The sequence below is a fragment of the Candidatus Dependentiae bacterium genome, from assembly GCA_003511165.1.
GTDB lineage: Bacteria > Babelota > Babeliae > Babelales > UBA12411 > UBA12411.
Genome location: DOJW01000009.1, coordinates 49674 through 67895 on the forward strand (window position 1 = coordinate 49674; position 18222 = coordinate 67895).

The 18222-nt window shown below is 32.6% G+C and carries 19 protein-coding genes; 7 read left to right on the top strand and 12 right to left on the bottom strand.

Annotated elements, in window-relative coordinates; genetic code table 11:
• Window positions 1-48: 48 nt before the first annotated feature.
• Window positions 49-978, top strand: coding sequence for a hypothetical protein (locus tag DEA20_04910; GenBank protein HBS48507.1), 930 nt, complete (start codon window positions 49-51; stop codon window positions 976-978).
• 242 nt (window positions 979-1220) lie between these two features.
• Window positions 1221-2180 carry a hypothetical protein gene (locus tag DEA20_04915; GenBank protein ID HBS48508.1) on the top strand — a complete coding sequence of 320 codons (960 nt, stop codon included), beginning with the start codon at window positions 1221-1223 and terminating at the stop codon, window positions 2178-2180.
• Here the strand turns inward: DEA20_04915 and DEA20_04920 are convergent.
• Window positions 2169-3602, bottom strand: a complete 1434-nt coding sequence (locus DEA20_04920) for a glutamate--tRNA ligase (protein ID HBS48509.1) — start codon at window positions 3600-3602, stop codon at window positions 2169-2171. The two genes, DEA20_04915 and DEA20_04920, sit on opposite strands and share 12 nt — an antisense overlap.
• Before the next feature lie 224 nt (window positions 3603-3826).
• Here DEA20_04920 and DEA20_04925 point away from each other — a divergent pair, with 224 nt between their 5' ends.
• Window positions 3827-4747: a cystathionine beta-synthase gene (locus DEA20_04925; GenBank protein ID HBS48510.1), complete on the top strand. Its 921-nt coding sequence runs from the start codon at window positions 3827-3829 to the stop codon at window positions 4745-4747.
• Between the two features lie 11 nt (window positions 4748-4758).
• Window positions 4759-5574 (top strand): diaminopimelate epimerase, encoded by an 816-nt coding sequence (dapF, locus tag DEA20_04930; protein HBS48511.1) that lies wholly within the window; start codon window positions 4759-4761, stop codon window positions 5572-5574.
• 7 nt (window positions 5575-5581) lie between these two features.
• Here the strand turns inward: dapF and DEA20_04935 are convergent, their stop codons facing one another.
• On the bottom strand, window positions 5582-5974 hold the full coding sequence (locus DEA20_04935) for a hypothetical protein (GenBank protein HBS48512.1): 393 nt from the start codon (window positions 5972-5974) through the stop codon (window positions 5582-5584).
• A gap of 223 nt (window positions 5975-6197) precedes the next feature.
• On the opposite strand from DEA20_04935, the gene DEA20_04940 reads away from it, so the two are divergent.
• Both DEA20_04940 and DEA20_04945 read left to right on the top strand, forming a co-directional pair.
• The gene (locus DEA20_04940; protein ID HBS48513.1) at window positions 6198-6902 is read left to right on the top strand and encodes a hypothetical protein; all 705 of its coding nucleotides are present in this window, start codon (window positions 6198-6200) and stop codon (window positions 6900-6902) included.
• 92 nt (window positions 6903-6994) lie between these two features.
• Entirely contained in the window at window positions 6995-7453 is a 459-nt protein-coding gene (locus DEA20_04945; protein ID HBS48514.1) for a hypothetical protein, read from the top strand.
• Here DEA20_04945 and DEA20_04950 read toward each other — a convergent pair.
• The 4 genes from DEA20_04950 to DEA20_04965 form a co-directional block, all read right to left on the bottom strand.
• Window positions 7450-8076: a hypothetical protein gene (locus DEA20_04950; GenBank protein ID HBS48515.1), complete on the bottom strand. Its 627-nt coding sequence runs from the start codon at window positions 8074-8076 to the stop codon at window positions 7450-7452. The two genes, DEA20_04945 and DEA20_04950, sit on opposite strands and share 4 nt — an antisense overlap.
• The gene (gene dprA, locus DEA20_04955) at window positions 8073-9245 is read right to left on the bottom strand and encodes a DNA-protecting protein DprA (GenBank protein ID HBS48516.1); all 1173 of its coding nucleotides are present in this window, start codon (window positions 9243-9245) and stop codon (window positions 8073-8075) included. The genes DEA20_04950 and dprA overlap by 4 nt, the downstream gene beginning before the upstream one ends.
• Before the next feature lie 3 nt (window positions 9246-9248).
• Window positions 9249-11825, bottom strand: a complete 2577-nt coding sequence (locus DEA20_04960) for a DNA gyrase subunit A (GenBank protein ID HBS48517.1) — start codon at window positions 11823-11825, stop codon at window positions 9249-9251.
• A 261-nt stretch (window positions 11826-12086) separates the two neighbouring features.
• Window positions 12087-13094: a hypothetical protein gene (locus DEA20_04965; protein HBS48518.1), complete on the bottom strand. Its 1008-nt coding sequence runs from the start codon at window positions 13092-13094 to the stop codon at window positions 12087-12089.
• A 213-nt stretch (window positions 13095-13307) separates the two neighbouring features.
• On the opposite strand from DEA20_04965, the gene tnpA reads away from it, so the two are divergent.
• Complete coding sequence (gene tnpA / locus DEA20_04970) at window positions 13308-13742, top strand: IS200/IS605 family transposase (protein ID HBS48519.1); 435 nt, start codon at window positions 13308-13310, stop codon at window positions 13740-13742.
• A gap of 441 nt (window positions 13743-14183) precedes the next feature.
• Here the strand turns inward: tnpA and DEA20_04975 are convergent, their stop codons facing one another.
• From DEA20_04975 to thyX, 6 genes are all read right to left on the bottom strand, one after another.
• Window positions 14184-16001, bottom strand: a complete 1818-nt coding sequence (locus DEA20_04975; protein HBS48520.1) for a hypothetical protein — start codon at window positions 15999-16001, stop codon at window positions 14184-14186.
• Window positions 16002-16176: 175 nt separating this feature from the next.
• The gene (locus tag DEA20_04980; GenBank protein ID HBS48521.1) at window positions 16177-16449 is read right to left on the bottom strand and encodes a membrane protein insertion efficiency factor YidD; all 273 of its coding nucleotides are present in this window, start codon (window positions 16447-16449) and stop codon (window positions 16177-16179) included.
• Window positions 16412-16747 (bottom strand): ribonuclease P protein component, encoded by a 336-nt coding sequence (gene rnpA / locus DEA20_04985; GenBank protein HBS48522.1) that lies wholly within the window; start codon window positions 16745-16747, stop codon window positions 16412-16414. The genes DEA20_04980 and rnpA overlap by 38 nt, the downstream gene beginning before the upstream one ends.
• On the bottom strand, window positions 16735-16869 hold the full coding sequence (locus DEA20_04990; protein ID HBS48523.1) for a 50S ribosomal protein L34: 135 nt from the start codon (window positions 16867-16869) through the stop codon (window positions 16735-16737). The genes rnpA and DEA20_04990 overlap by 13 nt, the downstream gene beginning before the upstream one ends.
• A 58-nt stretch (window positions 16870-16927) precedes the next feature.
• Window positions 16928-17512 (bottom strand): hypothetical protein, encoded by a 585-nt coding sequence (locus DEA20_04995; GenBank protein ID HBS48524.1) that lies wholly within the window; start codon window positions 17510-17512, stop codon window positions 16928-16930.
• A gap of 16 nt (window positions 17513-17528) precedes the next feature.
• Window positions 17529-18215 (bottom strand): FAD-dependent thymidylate synthase, encoded by a 687-nt coding sequence (thyX, locus tag DEA20_05000; protein ID HBS48525.1) that lies wholly within the window; start codon window positions 18213-18215, stop codon window positions 17529-17531.
• Window positions 18216-18222: the final 7 nt, after the last annotated feature.

An 18222-nucleotide genomic window follows, 5' to 3' on the forward strand; every position in this document is an offset into this window, starting at 1 on the left:
AGTTTGAGTTTTTTAAAAGCGATTTTTTTAAATTAGAGGAGATTTTTAATGGTTAAGGTTTTTAAATTTTTAGTTTTTTCATCTTTTTATTTTTCTTTTATTTTTTCTAAAGCTCCTTCGCTTTTAGAATTTGGTTATATTCCAGGATCGTATGCTTTAAGCGATTTAGTTAAAGAATCTTTGGGAAGAGAAGACGTCACTTCAAAGCAGCCAATAACGCTTACTTCGGGTAAAGCAAAGGACAACAAAGAGTTGTACGGTTTTTGGGAATTGAAATTTTATAATCAAGAAAAAGAGATTTTACAGCGATTGTTTAAATCATGGTCTGTAACTAAAGATGATTTATTTTCAGCAATATGTGATTGGCATTTTAATCAAAAATTTATAGAAAAAAATGGTAATAAAAACGATAAAAATTTAAAAAGAATTGACTTAAAAAGTTATCCTGTCGAATTTGCAATTATCACAGATGTGGTCACAGATATGGGATTTAAAGTAGAAGATATTGATTTTTATCTACGGAACGATTTGCGATGCATTTTTGAAGGCGCTCGAATAGAAAATTTAATCGAACTTACAATTTGCAAAATGTCGAAAGAGACGAGTAAAAAAATTTTTAAATATGTTATTTTCCATGAGTTTGTTCACATTTTGTATAAAGATCTCGAAACTCTTTCCTTTTTGTGTTCCTTAGCTTCTGTAAAAGGAAAATCACTCAAAGATCTCAATGGGCAAGATCCGATAGTTAATGAACTTAGGAAAAACCAAGAAATGCGAGCATATATTTTAGCTGCTATTAAATATAGCTTTTTATATACCCATTTATATCTTAATAGAGAAGAACTTCAAGGTGAGTGTTATCCTAAAAATGAAGAAGTACAAAAGGAATTAGCTTATGTGGAAAGCATGAGTCCAGATTTTGGATTAGTTAAAAAAGGATTGTTAGCGGTGGCGACATTCTTAGATTTTAATATTTAGGGAATTATTTTAGAGTTTAAATCACTTCCAAACCGTTGCCAAATCGAAGGTAAACTGCAATCTTTTCTATTTGCATTCTTTTTAAAGGTTGCTATTAATTTTTATTAGAGTTTTTGGCTATTTTAAGGGGCTTTATTTTCAGTTGTGAAATAGCTAAAAAGGCTTCAATACCCACTTGAAAATTGTTTCTTTTTCATGAAAGCTAAAGTTAAGTTTATTATTAATATTCGTGGGGATTTCTAATGACTAAGATTTTCAAACTTTTTGTCGTTTTACCTCTTTTTTATTTTTCTTTCATCTTTTCCCAAGATGCAACAGATTTGCAGCAAACTGCTGCTTCTAAAGAATCATCGAAATCAGAATTATCTTATATTCCTGGTACGGATGCTTTTAGCGATTTAATTAAAGAAAATTTGGGACAAAAAATTGCACCTAAAAATTCTATAATTTTAAAAAATGGTAAAGCAAAAGATAACAAAGAATTATATGATTTTTGGGAATTGAAATTTTATAACCAGGAAAAAGAGATTTTGCAGCGATTGTTTAAATCATGGAGTGTTACAAAAGAAGAGCTAATGAAAGCGATCGAATATTGGCATAGTTTTCAAAAACCTTATGATAAAGATATTAACAAAAGGAATAAGAATATAAAAAAGATCGAGCTTAAAGATTATCCAACCGAAGGCGCATTTATCAAAGATGCTGCTATTGCGATGGGGTTTAAGGTAGAAGATATTAATTTTTATCTACAAAATGAGTTGAAGGATACTTTTGCTGGTTTTCACATAGAAGATCTAAAAGAGATGGTAATTTGCAAGCAAAAAAAAGGATCAAGTTATAAAATTTTTAAATATATTATTTTTCATGAGTTTTCTCATATTTTGTATAAAGATTTTGAAACAAATTCTTTCTTATGTTCTTTAGCTCTTGTAAAAGGTAAGCCTATTGTATTTAACCAAGATGAGATAGTGATTGAATTAAGAAAAAATCAAGAGATGAGGGCGTATATTTTGGCGGCCATTAAGTATAGTTTTTTATGTGCGCATTTATATTTTAATAGAATAGAACCGCAAGATAATAACCATCCTAAAGACAAAGATGTTAAAGCAGAGTTAGCTTCTGTGGAGAGTATGAGTCCGGATATTGGCTTAATTAAAAAAGGGTTGCTTGCTATAGCAACCGCTATAGATTTAAATATTTAATATTTTAAGCGCTGCGTCTATTCTATTTTTAATCTCATCCCATTCTAAAATGTTTAGTAAGTCATGCATGCCTAAGCCATGGAATTTCCCTGTAAGCATATAACGTACGCTTCCAAAAATTTCTTTTATTTTTAAATTTTGCTCAGTTGCGTGATGTTTTAATTGTTCGATTAAAAAGTCTATTTTGTCAGTTTTGCTTAACGATAAAATGATTACTTCAAAAACTGATTTTAATTTTTCTTGTCCTAAGAAATTTTCGAGCTCTTCTTTAGATACCTTTGGCTGTTCAAAGTAAAAGGATAAAAAGTTAGCTATTTCTTTGAGTGTTTGTGCGTCGTTTTTTACTTTGTTTACAAGATAGAGAAGTTTGTCATCGCTCAAAGCGTTACTTTCAGGAAATTGTAGATTAATAAATGGTTTTGCGTAAGAAAATAGAAGATTTTCATCAAGCAGATTTATCCATTTGTGGTTGTACCATTTTAACTTTTCTACATTGTATTTGATTGCGCCTGATGCATGAATATGTTCAAAATTATAATTTGAAACAAGTTCATCAAGGCTTTGCACTTCAGGATTTAGCGAGGTGCCAATTGCGGCTAGATAATTGAGAATTGTTTGAGGTAAAAAACCTTCTTTTATTAAATCGTCAAGAGATGAACCAAAATCACGTTTGGATAAAATTTTACCTTCTTCATTGCAGATCATTGGTAAGTGCCAAAAAATTGGCATAGATGTGGCAAAAGCTTCGTAAATAGCTGCTTGCATAGCTGTGTTGGATAAATGATCATCGCCTCGAATCACATGTGAAACTTTCATAAGCCAATCATCAACGGCATTTGTGAAAAGAAATGTAAAGCTTCCGTCGGATCTAGTGATGGCAAAATCGGTAAAGTTTTTGAGTTCGAATTTCATTATTCCGCGGTCGAGCGTGTTTATTTCTGTTATGGCATCATGGTTTATAGCTAAACGCCAAACAAAAGGCTTTTTTTCTTGTAGTTTTTGTTTGATCATGTCATCAGAAAGGTGCAAGCAAGTGCGGTCGTATCTTGGAGGTTCACCTTTTGATTGTTGTATTTTTTTCTTAGTCTCTAGTTCTTCTGGGGTGCAAAAACATCGGTAAATTTTTTGATTTTGTATTAATTCATCTAGTTTTTCCTGGTAAATATGAGTTCTTTCTGATTGTAAATATGGTCCGTAAGATCCTCCAACGATAGGGCCTTCGTCGTAAGTTAAATTTAAGAAGTTCAAATTCTCGATTATTCCAGAGTTCATGTTGCGCTCGGTATCCGTGTCTTCGATTCTTAAAATGAAGCTTCCGTTTTTTTGTTTTGCAAATAGATAATTAAATAGGGCAATTCTTACACTTCCAAGGTGCATTTTTCCCGTTGGGGATGGGGCAAATCTTACTCGAACTTTTTTCATTTGGGACCCTTTTTTTAGATTTTTAAGGTTTTTTTAAATTTTTTTATTTATAGCATTATAGAATGAAATAAAAAATTCATAAAAACAATTATTGGTATTACACTACTAAAATGCAACTAAATTCTGCAAAAAATTGAAAACTAATAGTGCAAAGTTGTAAATATAAAAATAGATAAAATTTCAAAATAGTAATAATAACTTATAACTTGGATGGAGTTAGAATTATGAAAAATGAGCTAAAATTTAAAACTTTATTAGAAACGATTGGTAATACACCGATAATTAAGTTGGATTTTGGAACAAACCCAACTCTTCTTGCAAAGCTTGAATATTTGAATCCAGGTGGAAGTATAAAAGATCGATCTGCGCTTTACATGATTGAAGATGCAGAAAAAAGAGGTCTTTTAAAACCGGGTGGAACAATCATCGAAGCATCTTCTGGAAACCAGGGAATTGCACTTGCTATGATTGGTGTCATAAAAGGTTATAAAGTTATTATCACTGTTCCTGATCGAACAAGTATCGAAAAAATAAATACATTAAAAGCTTATGGCGCCGATGTTCGTATTTGCGAAAATACAGATACTTTAGAAGATCCTAGAAGTTATCATTCAATGGCTGATACGCTACATGAAGAAATTGAAGGTTCTTTTATGCCAAACCAGTATTTCAACAAAAAAAATGTAGAAGCACATTATTTAACAACTGGTCCTGAAATCTGGAAACAAACTGAAGGTAAAATTACACATTTATTTGCTGCAATGGGAAGCTGTGGAACTATTTCAGGTGCTGCAAAATATCTCAAAGAGCAAAATCCAAATATTAAAGTAATCGGAATAGATGCTGAAAATTCAAAACTTTCAAATCCAAATCCAAAAGCTTACATATCAGAAGGTATCGGTGTTGATGTTATAAGTGATACGCTTAACCGTGCTGTAATTGATCAAATTTTGACAGTTAATGATGATGAAGTTTTTGCAATGACACGTAAACTTGCTGCAAAAGGATTTTTAGTTGGTCTTAGTTGTGGCGCTGTTATGCATATAGCTTTGGATTATTGCAAAAAATTAAGCGACAAAGATATTGCAGTTGTGTTATTTGCAGATTCAGGAAGAGCCTATTTAAGTAAAGTATTTAACTTTTAATAGTTGTTAAAATGAATTTTTTTAAATATCAATCTCTTGGAAACGATTTTATCTTGCTTGACTGGATGTTGGAAAATCAGAATTTTGTAGATCAAAAATTGTCCGATTCAAATTGGTCAAACTTTGTCCGCTCTTCTTGTGATAGACATTTTGGAATCGGTGCAGATGGGATTTTGATTTTAGTTAACGGTGCGATACCAAAAGCTCTGATTTACAATTCGGATGGTTCAAACGGAGAAGTTTGTTTTAACGGTATTCGCTGCGTTGCAAGTCATCTTTTTACGCAGCACAAATTTCCCAAAGAGTTTGATGTTTTGATGGGGAAGAAAAAAATTCATTGTAAAATAGATTCTTTAAAAGATAATGTTGCTCAAGTAATTACAAATGTAGGTAAAGCTATATCGATCGAAGAAAAAACAATAAAAATCGATGAGGAAATTTTCAATGGATATTCTGTAAATGTTGGAAATCCTCATTTTATTGTTTTTAAAACAGTTTCGCTTGATTGGCTGCAAAAGAATGGTTCAAAAATAGAAACAGATCCAAATTTTCCAAATAAAACAAATGTCGAATTTGTTTGGCCGCAAAATGTGGCGGAAAATTTTTATAATATGATAGTTTTTGAACGAGGATGTGGAATCACTTTGGCATGTAGTTCTGGAGCTGCCGCTTTTGTATCGCTTTTACATTATAAAAAAGATATCGAAATTGAAAATGTAGTAAAAATAAAAATGCCAGGAGGTTTTATTTCCTCCTGGCTTACCGCAGACTTTGATGTATTTCAATCGTCGTCTGCAGCTATGGTGTTTAAAGGAATAGTTTCTTAACTATTTTTTACTCTTGAACGCCTTCTTCTACCATTCCTGTTGATTCAAGATGTCCTTCTCTTTCTTCACTACTTTCTTTTTGTGAAGGTTCAGGTTTAATCATTGAACCTTTATGTTGACGTTCTCGTTCTTTTTCATGTTGTCTATGCACTACCCCATGTTTTCTTGCTGTTTGGGTGTCTTTTTCTTCTTTCATTTTTTTATGTTTTTTCTTCATAGGGCAAGAACAAGTTCCATCCTTCTTAGGACAATTACATGTTTTATCCCCAGACATTGGGCAATATCCATTAGTAGCAGGACATTTTTCTGTCTTATCCTTGTGCGTGTAAGCAATAGCACTAGATGAGATAAGAGATAAACATAAACCTGAGGCTAAAAGCGTTTTCTTAAAACCGTTCATAAAGACTCCTTTTTATTAAAAACAGGGTTTCATTACTACACTAAACCCTTATGAACTAAGCTTAAAAAAACGGGTTACAGATTGTCAATTTAAAAAAATAATTATCCTGTTAAAATTGGGTTTTTTTGAATTTTTGATAAAAATATTGATAAAAAACGAATGCAATTAGTAAATTTATAAAAGGGGTAGTAAATAAAAAGAGAGTAGTAATGAAGGCAAAATTATGAAAAAACTGATTTTTTTGCTGTTTTATTTGTTTTTTGTAGTTTTATCTAATAATTCAATTTTTCCAAAAGCAAAAATTGTAAAATCGACAGAAAATAAAACAAATACATCATATAGTATAGAAAGCAATCAAGATTTTTATGATTCGATAAAATATGATCTTGTTGCTGTATATATTTATGATGGATCTACAAAAAATAAAGATTTATTAGCACAACAAGATGAATCATTTAAAATGGCAGCGGCAAAGGAGCCTTTGGTTTTATTTACCAAAGTTAATATTGAGAAAAAAGATTTAAAATCTGTGATAGATAATTTGGGAATTAAAGGTTATCCAGCGATAGCGCTTTTCTCGTCTGGTAAGATGGTGGCACTTGCTAGAGATATTAGACCTGAGCAAATGACATCTGAAAATATTAGAACGTTTATCTTAGACAGCTTTGGGCAAAGCATAATAGAAAAAATGAAATATATTTCGCAAACTCAGCAACAAGCACAAGAGCAGCAGGTGGAAGTGGAAAGCGAATCGTCAGACTCTGAGCCAAGAGTAGGAATATATTTTGGAGTTGGAAGTTATCCAGGATGGTATGGGTATCCATATGGCTACTATCCTTATGGTAGTTATTGGTATGGAGATTCGCATAGGCATCATAGGGATAGGGGCCATTCTCGCGGTTCTCATAGCGGCAGGCATAGAAGATAATTTTAAAAAACTAGCAGATAAATTTAAAAAAATATTGTAGACTACATTTTCTAAAAGCAAAATTAAAAAACTTTATTTTAGGAATTAATAAAATGTCTTCTAGTCTTCTATTATCATTTGAACTTATTTATTTAATAGACTGGCTTTTAAATAATGAAAGAACAAAGGTTAAGTTGCTTATTAAAAATGCTGTTGATAAAGGGCTTGGAAATGAGCTACGTGGAATGGATCCTAAAATAGCAGCAATTAGAAATGATGAGTTGCAACTTTCTTTTTTAGATTTTTTAGATTTTTTGGAAGATACGCTTAATGAAACGCTAAAAACAGATTTGCAAAAAAATTTAAATTTAAAAGAAAATATATCTTCAGAACTTAAAAAGTTGAATATTTCTAATGTAGATTCAAAAACTTTGTGGGTTAGTATTAATCAAGCGGAATTAGAAGTTCTTAAAAAATTAAATAAAGGTTTAGAAGATAAAGTAGATTCTAAAGAAATTTTGTTAGAAAAGATTCTCAAAAATTGGCATCCGACTAAAGATCAGATTAACTAAAATCCAAATCCCATTTTCTCTAAATTTTCTAAAAGCTCAAACATTGGAAGTCCGACAGCAGAGCTGTAAGATCCTCTGATTGATTTTAGAAAGCATTGCCCAACTCCTTCAACGATGGCAGCGCCACAACCTTTGAGAGCAAGCGGTTCTGTTGTTAAGTAAAAATCTTCCCATTTTTTAGGGACAAAATATTCAGCGGTAGTTGAACTGTGAAAAATGATTCTTTTTTTTGTATTCCAAATATTTTCGTTAAATTCTTTTTTGTCTAAACAGCATGCGGTAACAATTTCTATTTCTTCTTCACGTTCGATTTGAAGCATTCTCTTTGCGTCGTTAATATCTTTTGGTTTTGAAAGGATTTGATTTGTTTTGCAGCTTTTGATTAAAGTGTCTGCAGTTAAAACAAATATTTCTTTATGGGTGGATAAATTATCAGGGATAATCAGATGCCGCATTTTTTCTTTTGCGATTTCACTTACATAATTTTCAAATTCTTCTGGATTTGCATGCGGTACGCACTCATCGCTATCATGCTTTAAAATTGTATAATTTATTTTTGCATTTTTTAGAAGAAGCTGTCTTGAAAAAGATTGTGATCCTAAATATAAAATATCTTTACTCATTTTATTAATTCCCAATATCCTGCGAAATTTTGTTTTACTATTCCTTCAAGCTGAAGCGAAAAAAGTTCGTTTTGAAGCGTTGCAAAATCTATTTCCGTTTTTGCATTTAATTCATCGATAGATGTTGCTACTGTTAAGTTTTGTAATATTTTATTTGATTCATTTGATAAGTTCAATTTGATTTTGGATTCTGCGATAGGAGTTTTTGATTTTTCCAAACTGTTTACTTTTGGTTTTTGAATAACAAATCCAAAATCTTCCAAAATTGATTCAACGCTCCAAGCAATTTTTGCTCCTTGCGCTATTAATTGGTGGCATCCGGTGCTTAATGGATCAAAAATAGACCCAGGAGCTGCAAAAACAGTTTTTCCTTGTTCGAGTGCAAATTGCGCTGTGATTTTGGCACCGCTTTTTTCTGCAGCTTGGACTAAAAGTGTGCCATTGCTTAATCCTGCGATTATTCTGTTACGAGCTGGAAATGTTGTCAGGTTTGGTTCCATTGTGAGCGGGAATGCGCTAACCAAGGTCCCGTTTTTCTCTGTTATTTCTTTAAATAAATTTTTATTTTCAGCTGGATAGGTCCAAAGCAAACCACAACCAAAAACTACAATTGTTTTACCTCCGGCTTCAAGAGTTGCTTTATGTGCCATTGTATCTACGCCCGTAGCTCCACCGCTTACAATCTCCCATCCGTGTGATACCAGCTCTTTTGCAAAATAATCGGTTACATTTTTTGCATATTTTCCAGCTTTGCGAGATCCGACGATCGCAAGTTTTAAATTTTTATCTTCAATGGGTTTGCCTTTTGTATAAAGGATTGGCGGAGGTAAAAAGATATTTTTTAAACTTGCTGGATAATTTGCATCGAAGATGGAATGCAATGAAATTTTATTTTCTTTGATCAGATTAATTTCTTTTTCTAAAAATGATTTATCACTGAGTTTTTCGATAATAACGTTTATTTGTTTTTGTGATAAGTTTCTGAAAAGTGAAAAATCATTTTCATTTAAAGAATAGATTTTTTCAAAATCGAAATCTTCAACTGACGAAAAATCAAGGGGATTTTTTAAATCCCCTTTTCTTACATAATTTAAGATTTTGAAAATTGTTGCTGGTCCAACACCTTCAATCAGCGAAAGATGCAGCAATGTTTGTGTTGCGATTTGCATGTTTTAGTTTTCAATATCCTCTTCTTCGATTATTTCTTCATTTTCATCTTCATCGAGATTTTCGATTGTAGAGTTTATTATCGGAGCAGAGGTTTCTAGATTCGTAGGTATTTCTAAAACTAGCTCGTTTCCATCTGTTTCAAATGCAACAACTGCAAGTAATTCTTGGTTGCCATCTAGTCTGATTAGGCGAACACCTTTAGCTTGTCTGCCCATTGTACGTACTTCGTCAGGTGCGATTCGAATAATTTTGCCATTGGTGTCGATTAAAATAATTGTCGAATTATCTGAGACTTGTACTAAACCAATTACATGTCCGTTGCGATGGTCTGTTGGTATTGTTCTTACACCCATTCCGCCACGGTGCGCGACTCTGAAGTCTACCGCTTTTACTCGTTTGCCATAACCATTTGAAGTAGCAAATAAAACATCGCTTTGTGCGTCAGAAATTACTTCAAGACCAACGACTTCATCTTTTGGTTTTAATCTAATTCCGCGAACTCCCATTGCTTGACGTCCCATTGCGCGAATTTCGCTTTCTTTGAAGTGAATGCCCTGACCAAATTTTGTTGCGATAATTATTGAATCATTTCCGCCAGAGACTGCACAAAATTCAAGTTCGTCTTTATCTTCCAGAGTGACTGCTCTGATGCCTGTACTTCTGATTTTTGCAAAAGCCATAGCATTTGTTTTTTTGATGACTCCAAATTTTGTTACCATCACCAAAAATTTGTTTTCCATGCCGCGAACGCAAAGAAGTTTTACAACTGTTTCGCCTTCTACAAGCGGTAACAAGTTGACAACAGCGCGGCCTTTGGATGTTCTGGATCCTTCTGGAACCTGGAACACTGTGAAGCTGTAAACTCTTCCATGATTTGTGAAGAATAAAAGTTCGTCATGATTTTTGGTTACAAAAATATCTTGCATTAAGTCGTCGGCTTCGCTTAAGTCAGCCATTCCTTTTTTGCCTTTTCCACCGCGATGTTGAATATCATAAGTGCTTAGAGGAACTCGCTTGATGTAGCCTTTTTTAGTTAAAGTTACAACCATTTCTTCATCGGGGATTAGGTCTGCTTCGCTTAAAATATCAACAGGTGCTTCGATTTTTGAAAGACGTTTATCTGCGTAAGTGTCTCTTAAATATTCAAGTTCTTTGTTAATTTCTTTTTTGAGAACTTCTTCATTATTAAGAATCAATTGAAGTTGCGAAATCGTTTGTTTTATTTCTTCGATTTCGTTCATCAATTTTGCTTTTTCAAGACCTGTTAATCTTTGAAGGCGCATATCAAGGATTGCTTTACCTTGCAAATCTGTTAGATGATATTTTTTGTGTAATGCTGCAATCGCTTCTTCGGCATTTTGTGATTTTTTGATCAAAACTATTACATCATCGATATTATCAAGTGCAATTAATAAACCGGTTAAAACATGTTCACGTGCTTTGTTTTTATCCAGATCGAATTCACTGCGTTTTGTGATTATTTCTTTGCGATGAAGCAAGTAATGTTCAATCATTTCACGCAATGTAAAAATTGTTGGTTTGTTTTGATAAAGCGCGAGCATAAGGATAGAAATAGATGTTTGAAGATCTGTATGTTTGTATAATTGATTTAAAATTATCTGAGGACTTTCTGCTCGTTTTAGTTCGATAACAAGTCTGATTCCGCGTTTGTCAGATTCATCGCGGATGTTTGAAATTCCTTCAATTATTTTATTTTTTACAAGATCTGCGATTTTATTTATTAATTCTACTTTATTTACTTGGTAAGGAAGCTCGGTTATTACTAAAGCGAGATGTTTTTTATTTTCTTCAATATCTACTACTCCACGCACGATCACATTGCCATGACCTGTTGTGTAAGCTTTTACAACTCCTGAACGTCCGCAAATAATTCCACCTGTTGGAAAATCTGGAGCGGGTACTAAATTGAAAAGTTCTTCTTGTGATAAATTTGGATTTTTTAGGAGAGCTATACTTGCATTTAAAATTTCGCCCAAGTTGTGAGGTGGGATGGATGTTGCCATACCAACTGCGATTCCAGTTGCTCCATTAATTAATAAAGTAGGAATTTTACTTGGGAGAATGGTAGGTTCACTTATTGATTCGTCATAGTTTGTGGTAAATGGAACAGTATTTTTTTCGATATCACATAGTACTTCTTGCGATATTTTGGCCATCCTTGTTTCGGTGTATCGCATAGCAGCTGCGTTGTCTCCGTCAACGGATCCCCAGTTTCCTTGGCCTTCAAGTAATGGATATCTTTTTGAAAATGTTTGTACCAAGCTTACCATTGCTTGGTAAATAGGTGAGTCACCATGTGGGTGATATTTTCCCATTACTTCTCCGACCACAGTTGCAGATTTTCTGAAAGGTTTTGTGTGGTAATATCCAAGTGTGTGTAGCGCATAGAGAATTCTTCTCTGAACTGGTTTTAAACCATCTCGAATGTCTGGTAGAGCGCGGCTTATAATAACTGACATTGCGTAATCAAGGAAAGCCGTTTTTAGCTCTTTTTCAATGGAGATAGGTAAAACTGAGGTAGTCTCTATTTTACTTTCTGGAGCGTTTTCGTTTTGCATTTAAAAATCCTTCCCAAATAAATAAAAATTTTACAAAGAATAGGATACAATGCTTTGCTTTATTAAACAAGTTTTGCCTTTATTTATGCATGAAAATAAGCTTGATCAGGGATAAAATTTGATTGTATGTTTGATTAGAAATAAATTTTAAATTTAAGAAAATAAATAATTTGAATTTTGTAATGTAGCAAAAAAAAGAAAAGGGCAATTTTTAATTCGCCCTTTTCTTTTTTTGTTTGGTCTTTTTTCTTTTTGTTCTAATTAATCCTCAATTATTTCAGAGGGATCTCTTATATCCTTTTGTAAAAACATTTGGTAGGAATAATCTTCTAATTGAACAATAAGAAGATTATCGCCAATTATGACATGGATAATCTGATGATTATTTACTCGTAAATCTTGTATTTTTGACCATACGCCTTTTTCATCAGTTTGAAAAATATTTCCGGTGCCATTCTTTGATAGGGTAACTATGACTTCATGGTTAATGAAAATATCCTCAACGGGTTGAGGTTCTGGATTTACAACTTGTTTTGATTCTAGATTTCCATCTTTATTTGCACCCCATACCTTGATCGTTCCATCCTTTTGCAGAACAGCAATTATTCCATTGTTAATTATTACACCGCGAATCTCGTACAATTCTACTGGGAATAAAGGTTGTGGACCAATTAATTTGCCATCTTTGTTTGTTACCCAAGCAGTAAGAAATAAAAATGGATCTCTTTGATCTCTTTGAAAATTTACACAGAGGGTTCCATTTACAAGATCATAACGATCAAGTATTCGACCGGGTTGTAAGTGACCAGTCTCTGATAAGTTCCCTTCATTGCTAAGTTTCCAAGCAACGCATTCATGTTTGTCTGTTATTGCGATAATTACTCTGTTGTAAACATTTACCTTTGAAATCTTTTCATTTTTTATTGGTAAAACTTTAGGTGCTGATAAAACACCGTTTCTATCTAGAAACCAAACTCTGCAAGTGTCGTCGTCTAATAAAGTAACAATGATTCCATTGTTAGCAGTTATAAATTTAATTTTATGTGCAGGAATCTCTAAAATATTAGGTTGTGATAATGATCCATCTGCCATTAATCTCCAAGAGAATCCAATACCGCGATTACATAGCGTTGCAATGATAATATCTTGGTCAATTTTGATTTGAATAGCTGCAGAGTCTACTATTGGTAAAAACTTAGGTTCAGATAAAGATCCATTGGGATTTATACGCCAAATACATCCTGTGTTTTTGCACATTTTACCAGGCATCTGTAAGGTGGCAGCAACAATGTTGCCTTTGGTTGTGATGCGATCGATTCGAGAATTTGTTTGGAAGTGAATAGGATTTTCTAGGTCAAATAATTGAAGAAAGGTAAACCACTAGTTTGACTAGTGAGACTACCAAGGCTTGGCCTAAAGATTAAGTAAAAGATGATGCCATGGTATATTTCCTAAAGCTTGACGGCTAAAAAGGAGATAAAGATGACATCATCATACGAAAGTTTAAGTCATTCGAAATGGGAGTGCAAATATCATGTTGTATTTATACCGAAATGTAGGAAGAAAGAGTTATACGGGAAAATAAAAAAATTTCTGGGACCAGTATTTCATGAGTTAGCAAGACAAAGAGAATGTGAAATTATAAACGGCAATATGGCAGGAGATCATGTACATATGCTGATAAAAATACCGCCAAAGTATTCAGTATCAGAGATAATAGGATATATAAAAGGAAAAAGTGCAATAGCAGTAGCGCGACAATTTGGAGGAAGGACAAGAAATTTCAATGGAGAGCGGTTCTGGGCGAGAGGTTATGCGGTATCGACAGTTGGATTTGAAGAGGCTCAGATAAGCGCATATATTAAACATCAACAACAATTAGACGTACGAGATTTTGAAATTTCTGGAGAATTTTGAATAATAATTGAGAAACCTGGCAGTCTTTGAGACTGCTAAAAGCCGTCAAGCCACCCGCTTTGCGGGTGCGTTATGACTTTACGGCTTCTATGTTTACTAAGCTTATAATTGCCGTTACTCCAAGCAGGATTCTTTTTGCCTTTTTATTAAATTTTTTCATTTGATTTCCTTTTTTGTTTTTTAGACCAGGGATTTTTAGATTAAATCTATGAAAGATTACTTTATTAATTTGAGTTTGCAAATAGATTGGAGCTTTTTAAAGCAGTTATTTTTGAGAAAATTGTGGTAATTGGATAACAGCTTAAAATTCGTAAATTATAAAAAGTTGGAAATTACAGATACATTTTACTTTGAAGAGAAAATAAATAATTTAGATTTTGGAATGTAAAAAGAAAAGGGCGAATTTAAATTCGCCCTTATAAATTATGTAAGAATGTGGATTTATCTTTTTTTAGATTTGCTCCACAAGTAATATCCTGCTAATCCTAATCCTAGTGTTCCTCCTATTAAAATGGGTACTTTGTGGGCATCTAAGAAATTTGTGATTCTATAGGTTAGAGTGGGAATAACAAAACCATTTTTAACAAGTACATCTTTTGTTTCTACAGTTAAAGAGTTAAAAATTCTTTGAATTTCTGGATTTGAATCTAAATTTACAGGTTCTTGTATACAGGCCTTAATAAACAGTGCTTGTTCTAATGTGAAATTGTGAGTTGGAATGATATTAGTGAATATGCTCCAAGTATCGTCATATAATTCTGCGATTATTATCTCACTGCCAATTTCGATGTGCTGAATGCTATGACCAGCTACTTGTAAAATTTGTGGATGCTTTGTTAATGTTCCGTCCTCGTTAATTTTCCAAACACGCCAAGTACGATCAACTAGTTTTACTGCAAGTACTCCATGGTTAAGTGCTATATTTAGAAAATCTACTTGTAGTACACTTTGAGGATATTTAGATAAAGTTCCATCCTCATTAACTTTCCAAACCCCCAAAGCATCAATGTCTATTTCTGCAACAATTATTCCATTGTTAATTTCTAAATCGTAAATGTCACGATTTAAAATTTGAGGGCGAGATAAGGTTCTATCTTTGTTAACATTCCAAACACTCCAAGTTAGATCATCTATTTTTGCAGCAATTATTCCATTGTTAATTTTTATATCTAAAATATTGTGACCATCTACTTGTAAGATTTGAGGAGCTGATAATGTACCATCGGGATTGACTATCCAAAATCTGTAAGTATTATCTTCTAATTTTGCAATAATTATTTCGTGGTCTATGAAAGTTTTATTGATGGTATGATTAGGGACAGCAACTCTTAATTGTTGCAATGTATTGTCGGGTTTAATTATAAAAAAGCTATCATTGTTATCATCATCCAATCTAACGGAAATTATTCTATTGCCATTAGTTGCCCTTGCATAATTGATTCTATGACCGGCTATTTGTAAGGTTTGTGGATCTGATAAAGTGCCATCAGGGCTAACTGTCCAAAATCTGTAAGCATTATAACCTAATGAAGCAACAATTGTTCCATTTCGAACCATGATTCTGAACATTTCATGACCATATATTTCTATTGGTTGCAATGTATTGTTAGAATTGATTTTCCAAGCTTTATATGTGTGATCGCTAAACGAAAGAATAATTATATTGTTGTCAATTTTTGCATCTAGAATTGCACGTTTTCCTAATTTTAATTCTGAAAATAAATAAATTTGTGATTTAATTCTATTGGCAAGTTGTTTACGCAATTCGAATGGTAAGAAATTTGTTTTGGGATTGAATTCTTCTTTTTCAGAAAAATATTGTGGATTTTGCTGAAACATCCCAATTAATTCTGGGGAGTTACTTAGTTGGTCAATTGTTTCATTAAATATTTCAGGAATATTTAAAAAATTAACAGCAAGCAAAAGTTGTCTTTGTTGTTCTAAATTATAGCTTTTTATTTTGGTTATTAATTGTTCATGTTTTTCAGATTCGGATAGAACAAAATTAGAAATTATATCCCAACATGGCATTAATAAATTCATTTGCTCGGATTTTATATTTGTAAGTGATATTGGATCTTGTTGGGGATCCGAAATTTCAATCATATTTTTTATTACGCCGGATTGTTTAGCTTTATTTTCATCCATTTCAAATTCAACACCATCAGATGTTTTAAATTTAATAGTGACAGCATTCATCGAACTTGTAATTAAAAGTCCAAGCAAGGCGAATTTAACGATTTTTAATATCTTTTTCATAAATAACCTTCATTTTATATTCACTATCTGTATTCATATAAAAATAAATTTAATCGAATAGTTAATAAAGACAACTGGTGGAGGGGTAAAAGTGTAAAAATGAGCTTTTTTATTGAATTTTATGTTTGTACATAGTATTTAGCGAAAAATTGAAGATTTTGAAGTTTTAGAGTAATTATTTTGAGAAAAATCGATTTTTTATTTTCAAGAAAATTGCGGTAATTGGGTTACAGCTCAAAACTCGCAAGGTAATAAGCGGAATAGAAATTAATAAAGATTTGTTTTGGAGCATAAATTTGGCATAATCGCTGCAGCTTACGGGATAAATGCAGACCATTCCAACATTGCCCAAAAGTGGCCTTATTGAATCGATACAAAATATCAGAATGTTAGAAATGATTAAATGAACTTTATTTGAGATGTTCAACAAGGAACTTTTTGATTTCATCGAAGGTTAGCTTTTTTGCTTGAGAGTTTAGGATAATGATTGAAACTTTGGGTTTGAGATAAAGTTTTTCTTCGTAATATATTGATCGGATTTGTCTTCGAAGTAGGTTGCGCTCGACTGCGTTTCCAACTTTTCCTGAGATGATTACCAGAATTTTGCCGCCGGGAATATTTTGAAGATTGTCACTTATTAAAAGTTTTAATCCGGGAGTGTAAAAACTTTCCCGGATTAATTCGAAAGCTTGAGAAATTTCTTTTTTGTGAAAAGAAAATAATTGATTAAATTTTAGACTGCTAATCGCTTTCTACCTTTAGCTCTTCTTTTGTTAATTATTTTACGGCCGTCTTTGGTAGCCATTCTTTTTCTAAAGCCGTGTTTTCTTTTACGTTTGATTCTACTTGGTTGGTAAGTTATTGACATTGTAACCTCTAAATTACGTAATTTATGAAATAAAAATTTTTATATTTTAAGTCGTATTTTAGCGCATAAAATTTACAAAAGCAATCTGGTTTTTTAACAGTTTTCTTTTTAATGCTACTAGTGAATTGTAGGTAATTACTAATCCCAATACTATTAAGGCTCTTTCAAGTGCGACTACAGGGATCAAATGGAGCCAGTAAGCGCTAATTGTAGGTAGGCTATAAAGCCAGAAAATACTACCTGCTGCATGTGCTACAAAAGTACTGCTTAAAGATGTTAAAAGGGTGGATTTTTTGCCTACAAAATAAAGTACGATAGGAATAAACCAGTAAAAAGAGTATGGAATTGCATTTTGACCAACCGGGTGAATAGCAAATAAAATTATAGCGACAAGTGGAAGAGCAACTCTAAGTGAAAAATCGATTGTTTTTTGATACTTTAAGTTGGTAAAAATAGAGTATCTAAAAGTTATAGCTGCAAGTAGTGATGGGATTCCAAAGGTAATAAAATACAGAGGAATTTGGCCGCCTTTTGCTAAAAATAAGCATAAAATAAGTGCTAGTTTTATAGTTATAAGCCTTTTGATGTTAAAAAAAGCTCCAAGTGCTGGAAATAAAATTGAAACTAAAATCATTAAGTTCATAATTGTTCCTTTTTGTTTAAATTTGGTTATTTATTTTTAATTCTTCGTACAAAGCTAAACTTACTGGAAAATGTGGTTTGGCAAGATCTAGCATAGATTGAGAGTATTGTTGAATTTCCCATTGAGCATGTTTATCTAGTCGCAAGCTCAAAAAATGCATGAGCGATACCAAATTGCATGTAAAAATGAATTCTGTGTAAGTGCAAAGTGGCAAAACGCAACGCGCAAGTTCGCGGGCAACTCCGTTTTCAAGTAGTTCTTTATAAGTGTTTGCGCTTGATTCTATAGTTTTTTTGTATTGTGCAAGCAGCTCTTTTTCATTTTTTAATTCTGCAGCATTAGAGCCTTGTTTATTCACAGCATCGGGAGTGCGCAGCTTCTGTGGAACGTAAAAATCTAGAGGGCTAACCGAATATCTTCCGCTAATTTCGTTATAGCTTACACCGACTCTATGGCGCATCCACTGTCGAACTACAAAAAGAGGCGCTTTTATTTTAAAACTGATTTGGTTGTGTTCGAACGGACTTGTATGTTTGTTTACAAGTAGATATTTGATAAGTTTTTCATCTCGGTCTGTTATTGTTTCGCTTTGATGGCCATAGCAAACTCTTGCTGCATTGACTATATCAAGGTCGTTACCGCTGATTCTCACTAATTCGACAAGACTTAAATTATCTTTTAGTGGATCTAATTTTTTATGCATAAAAATC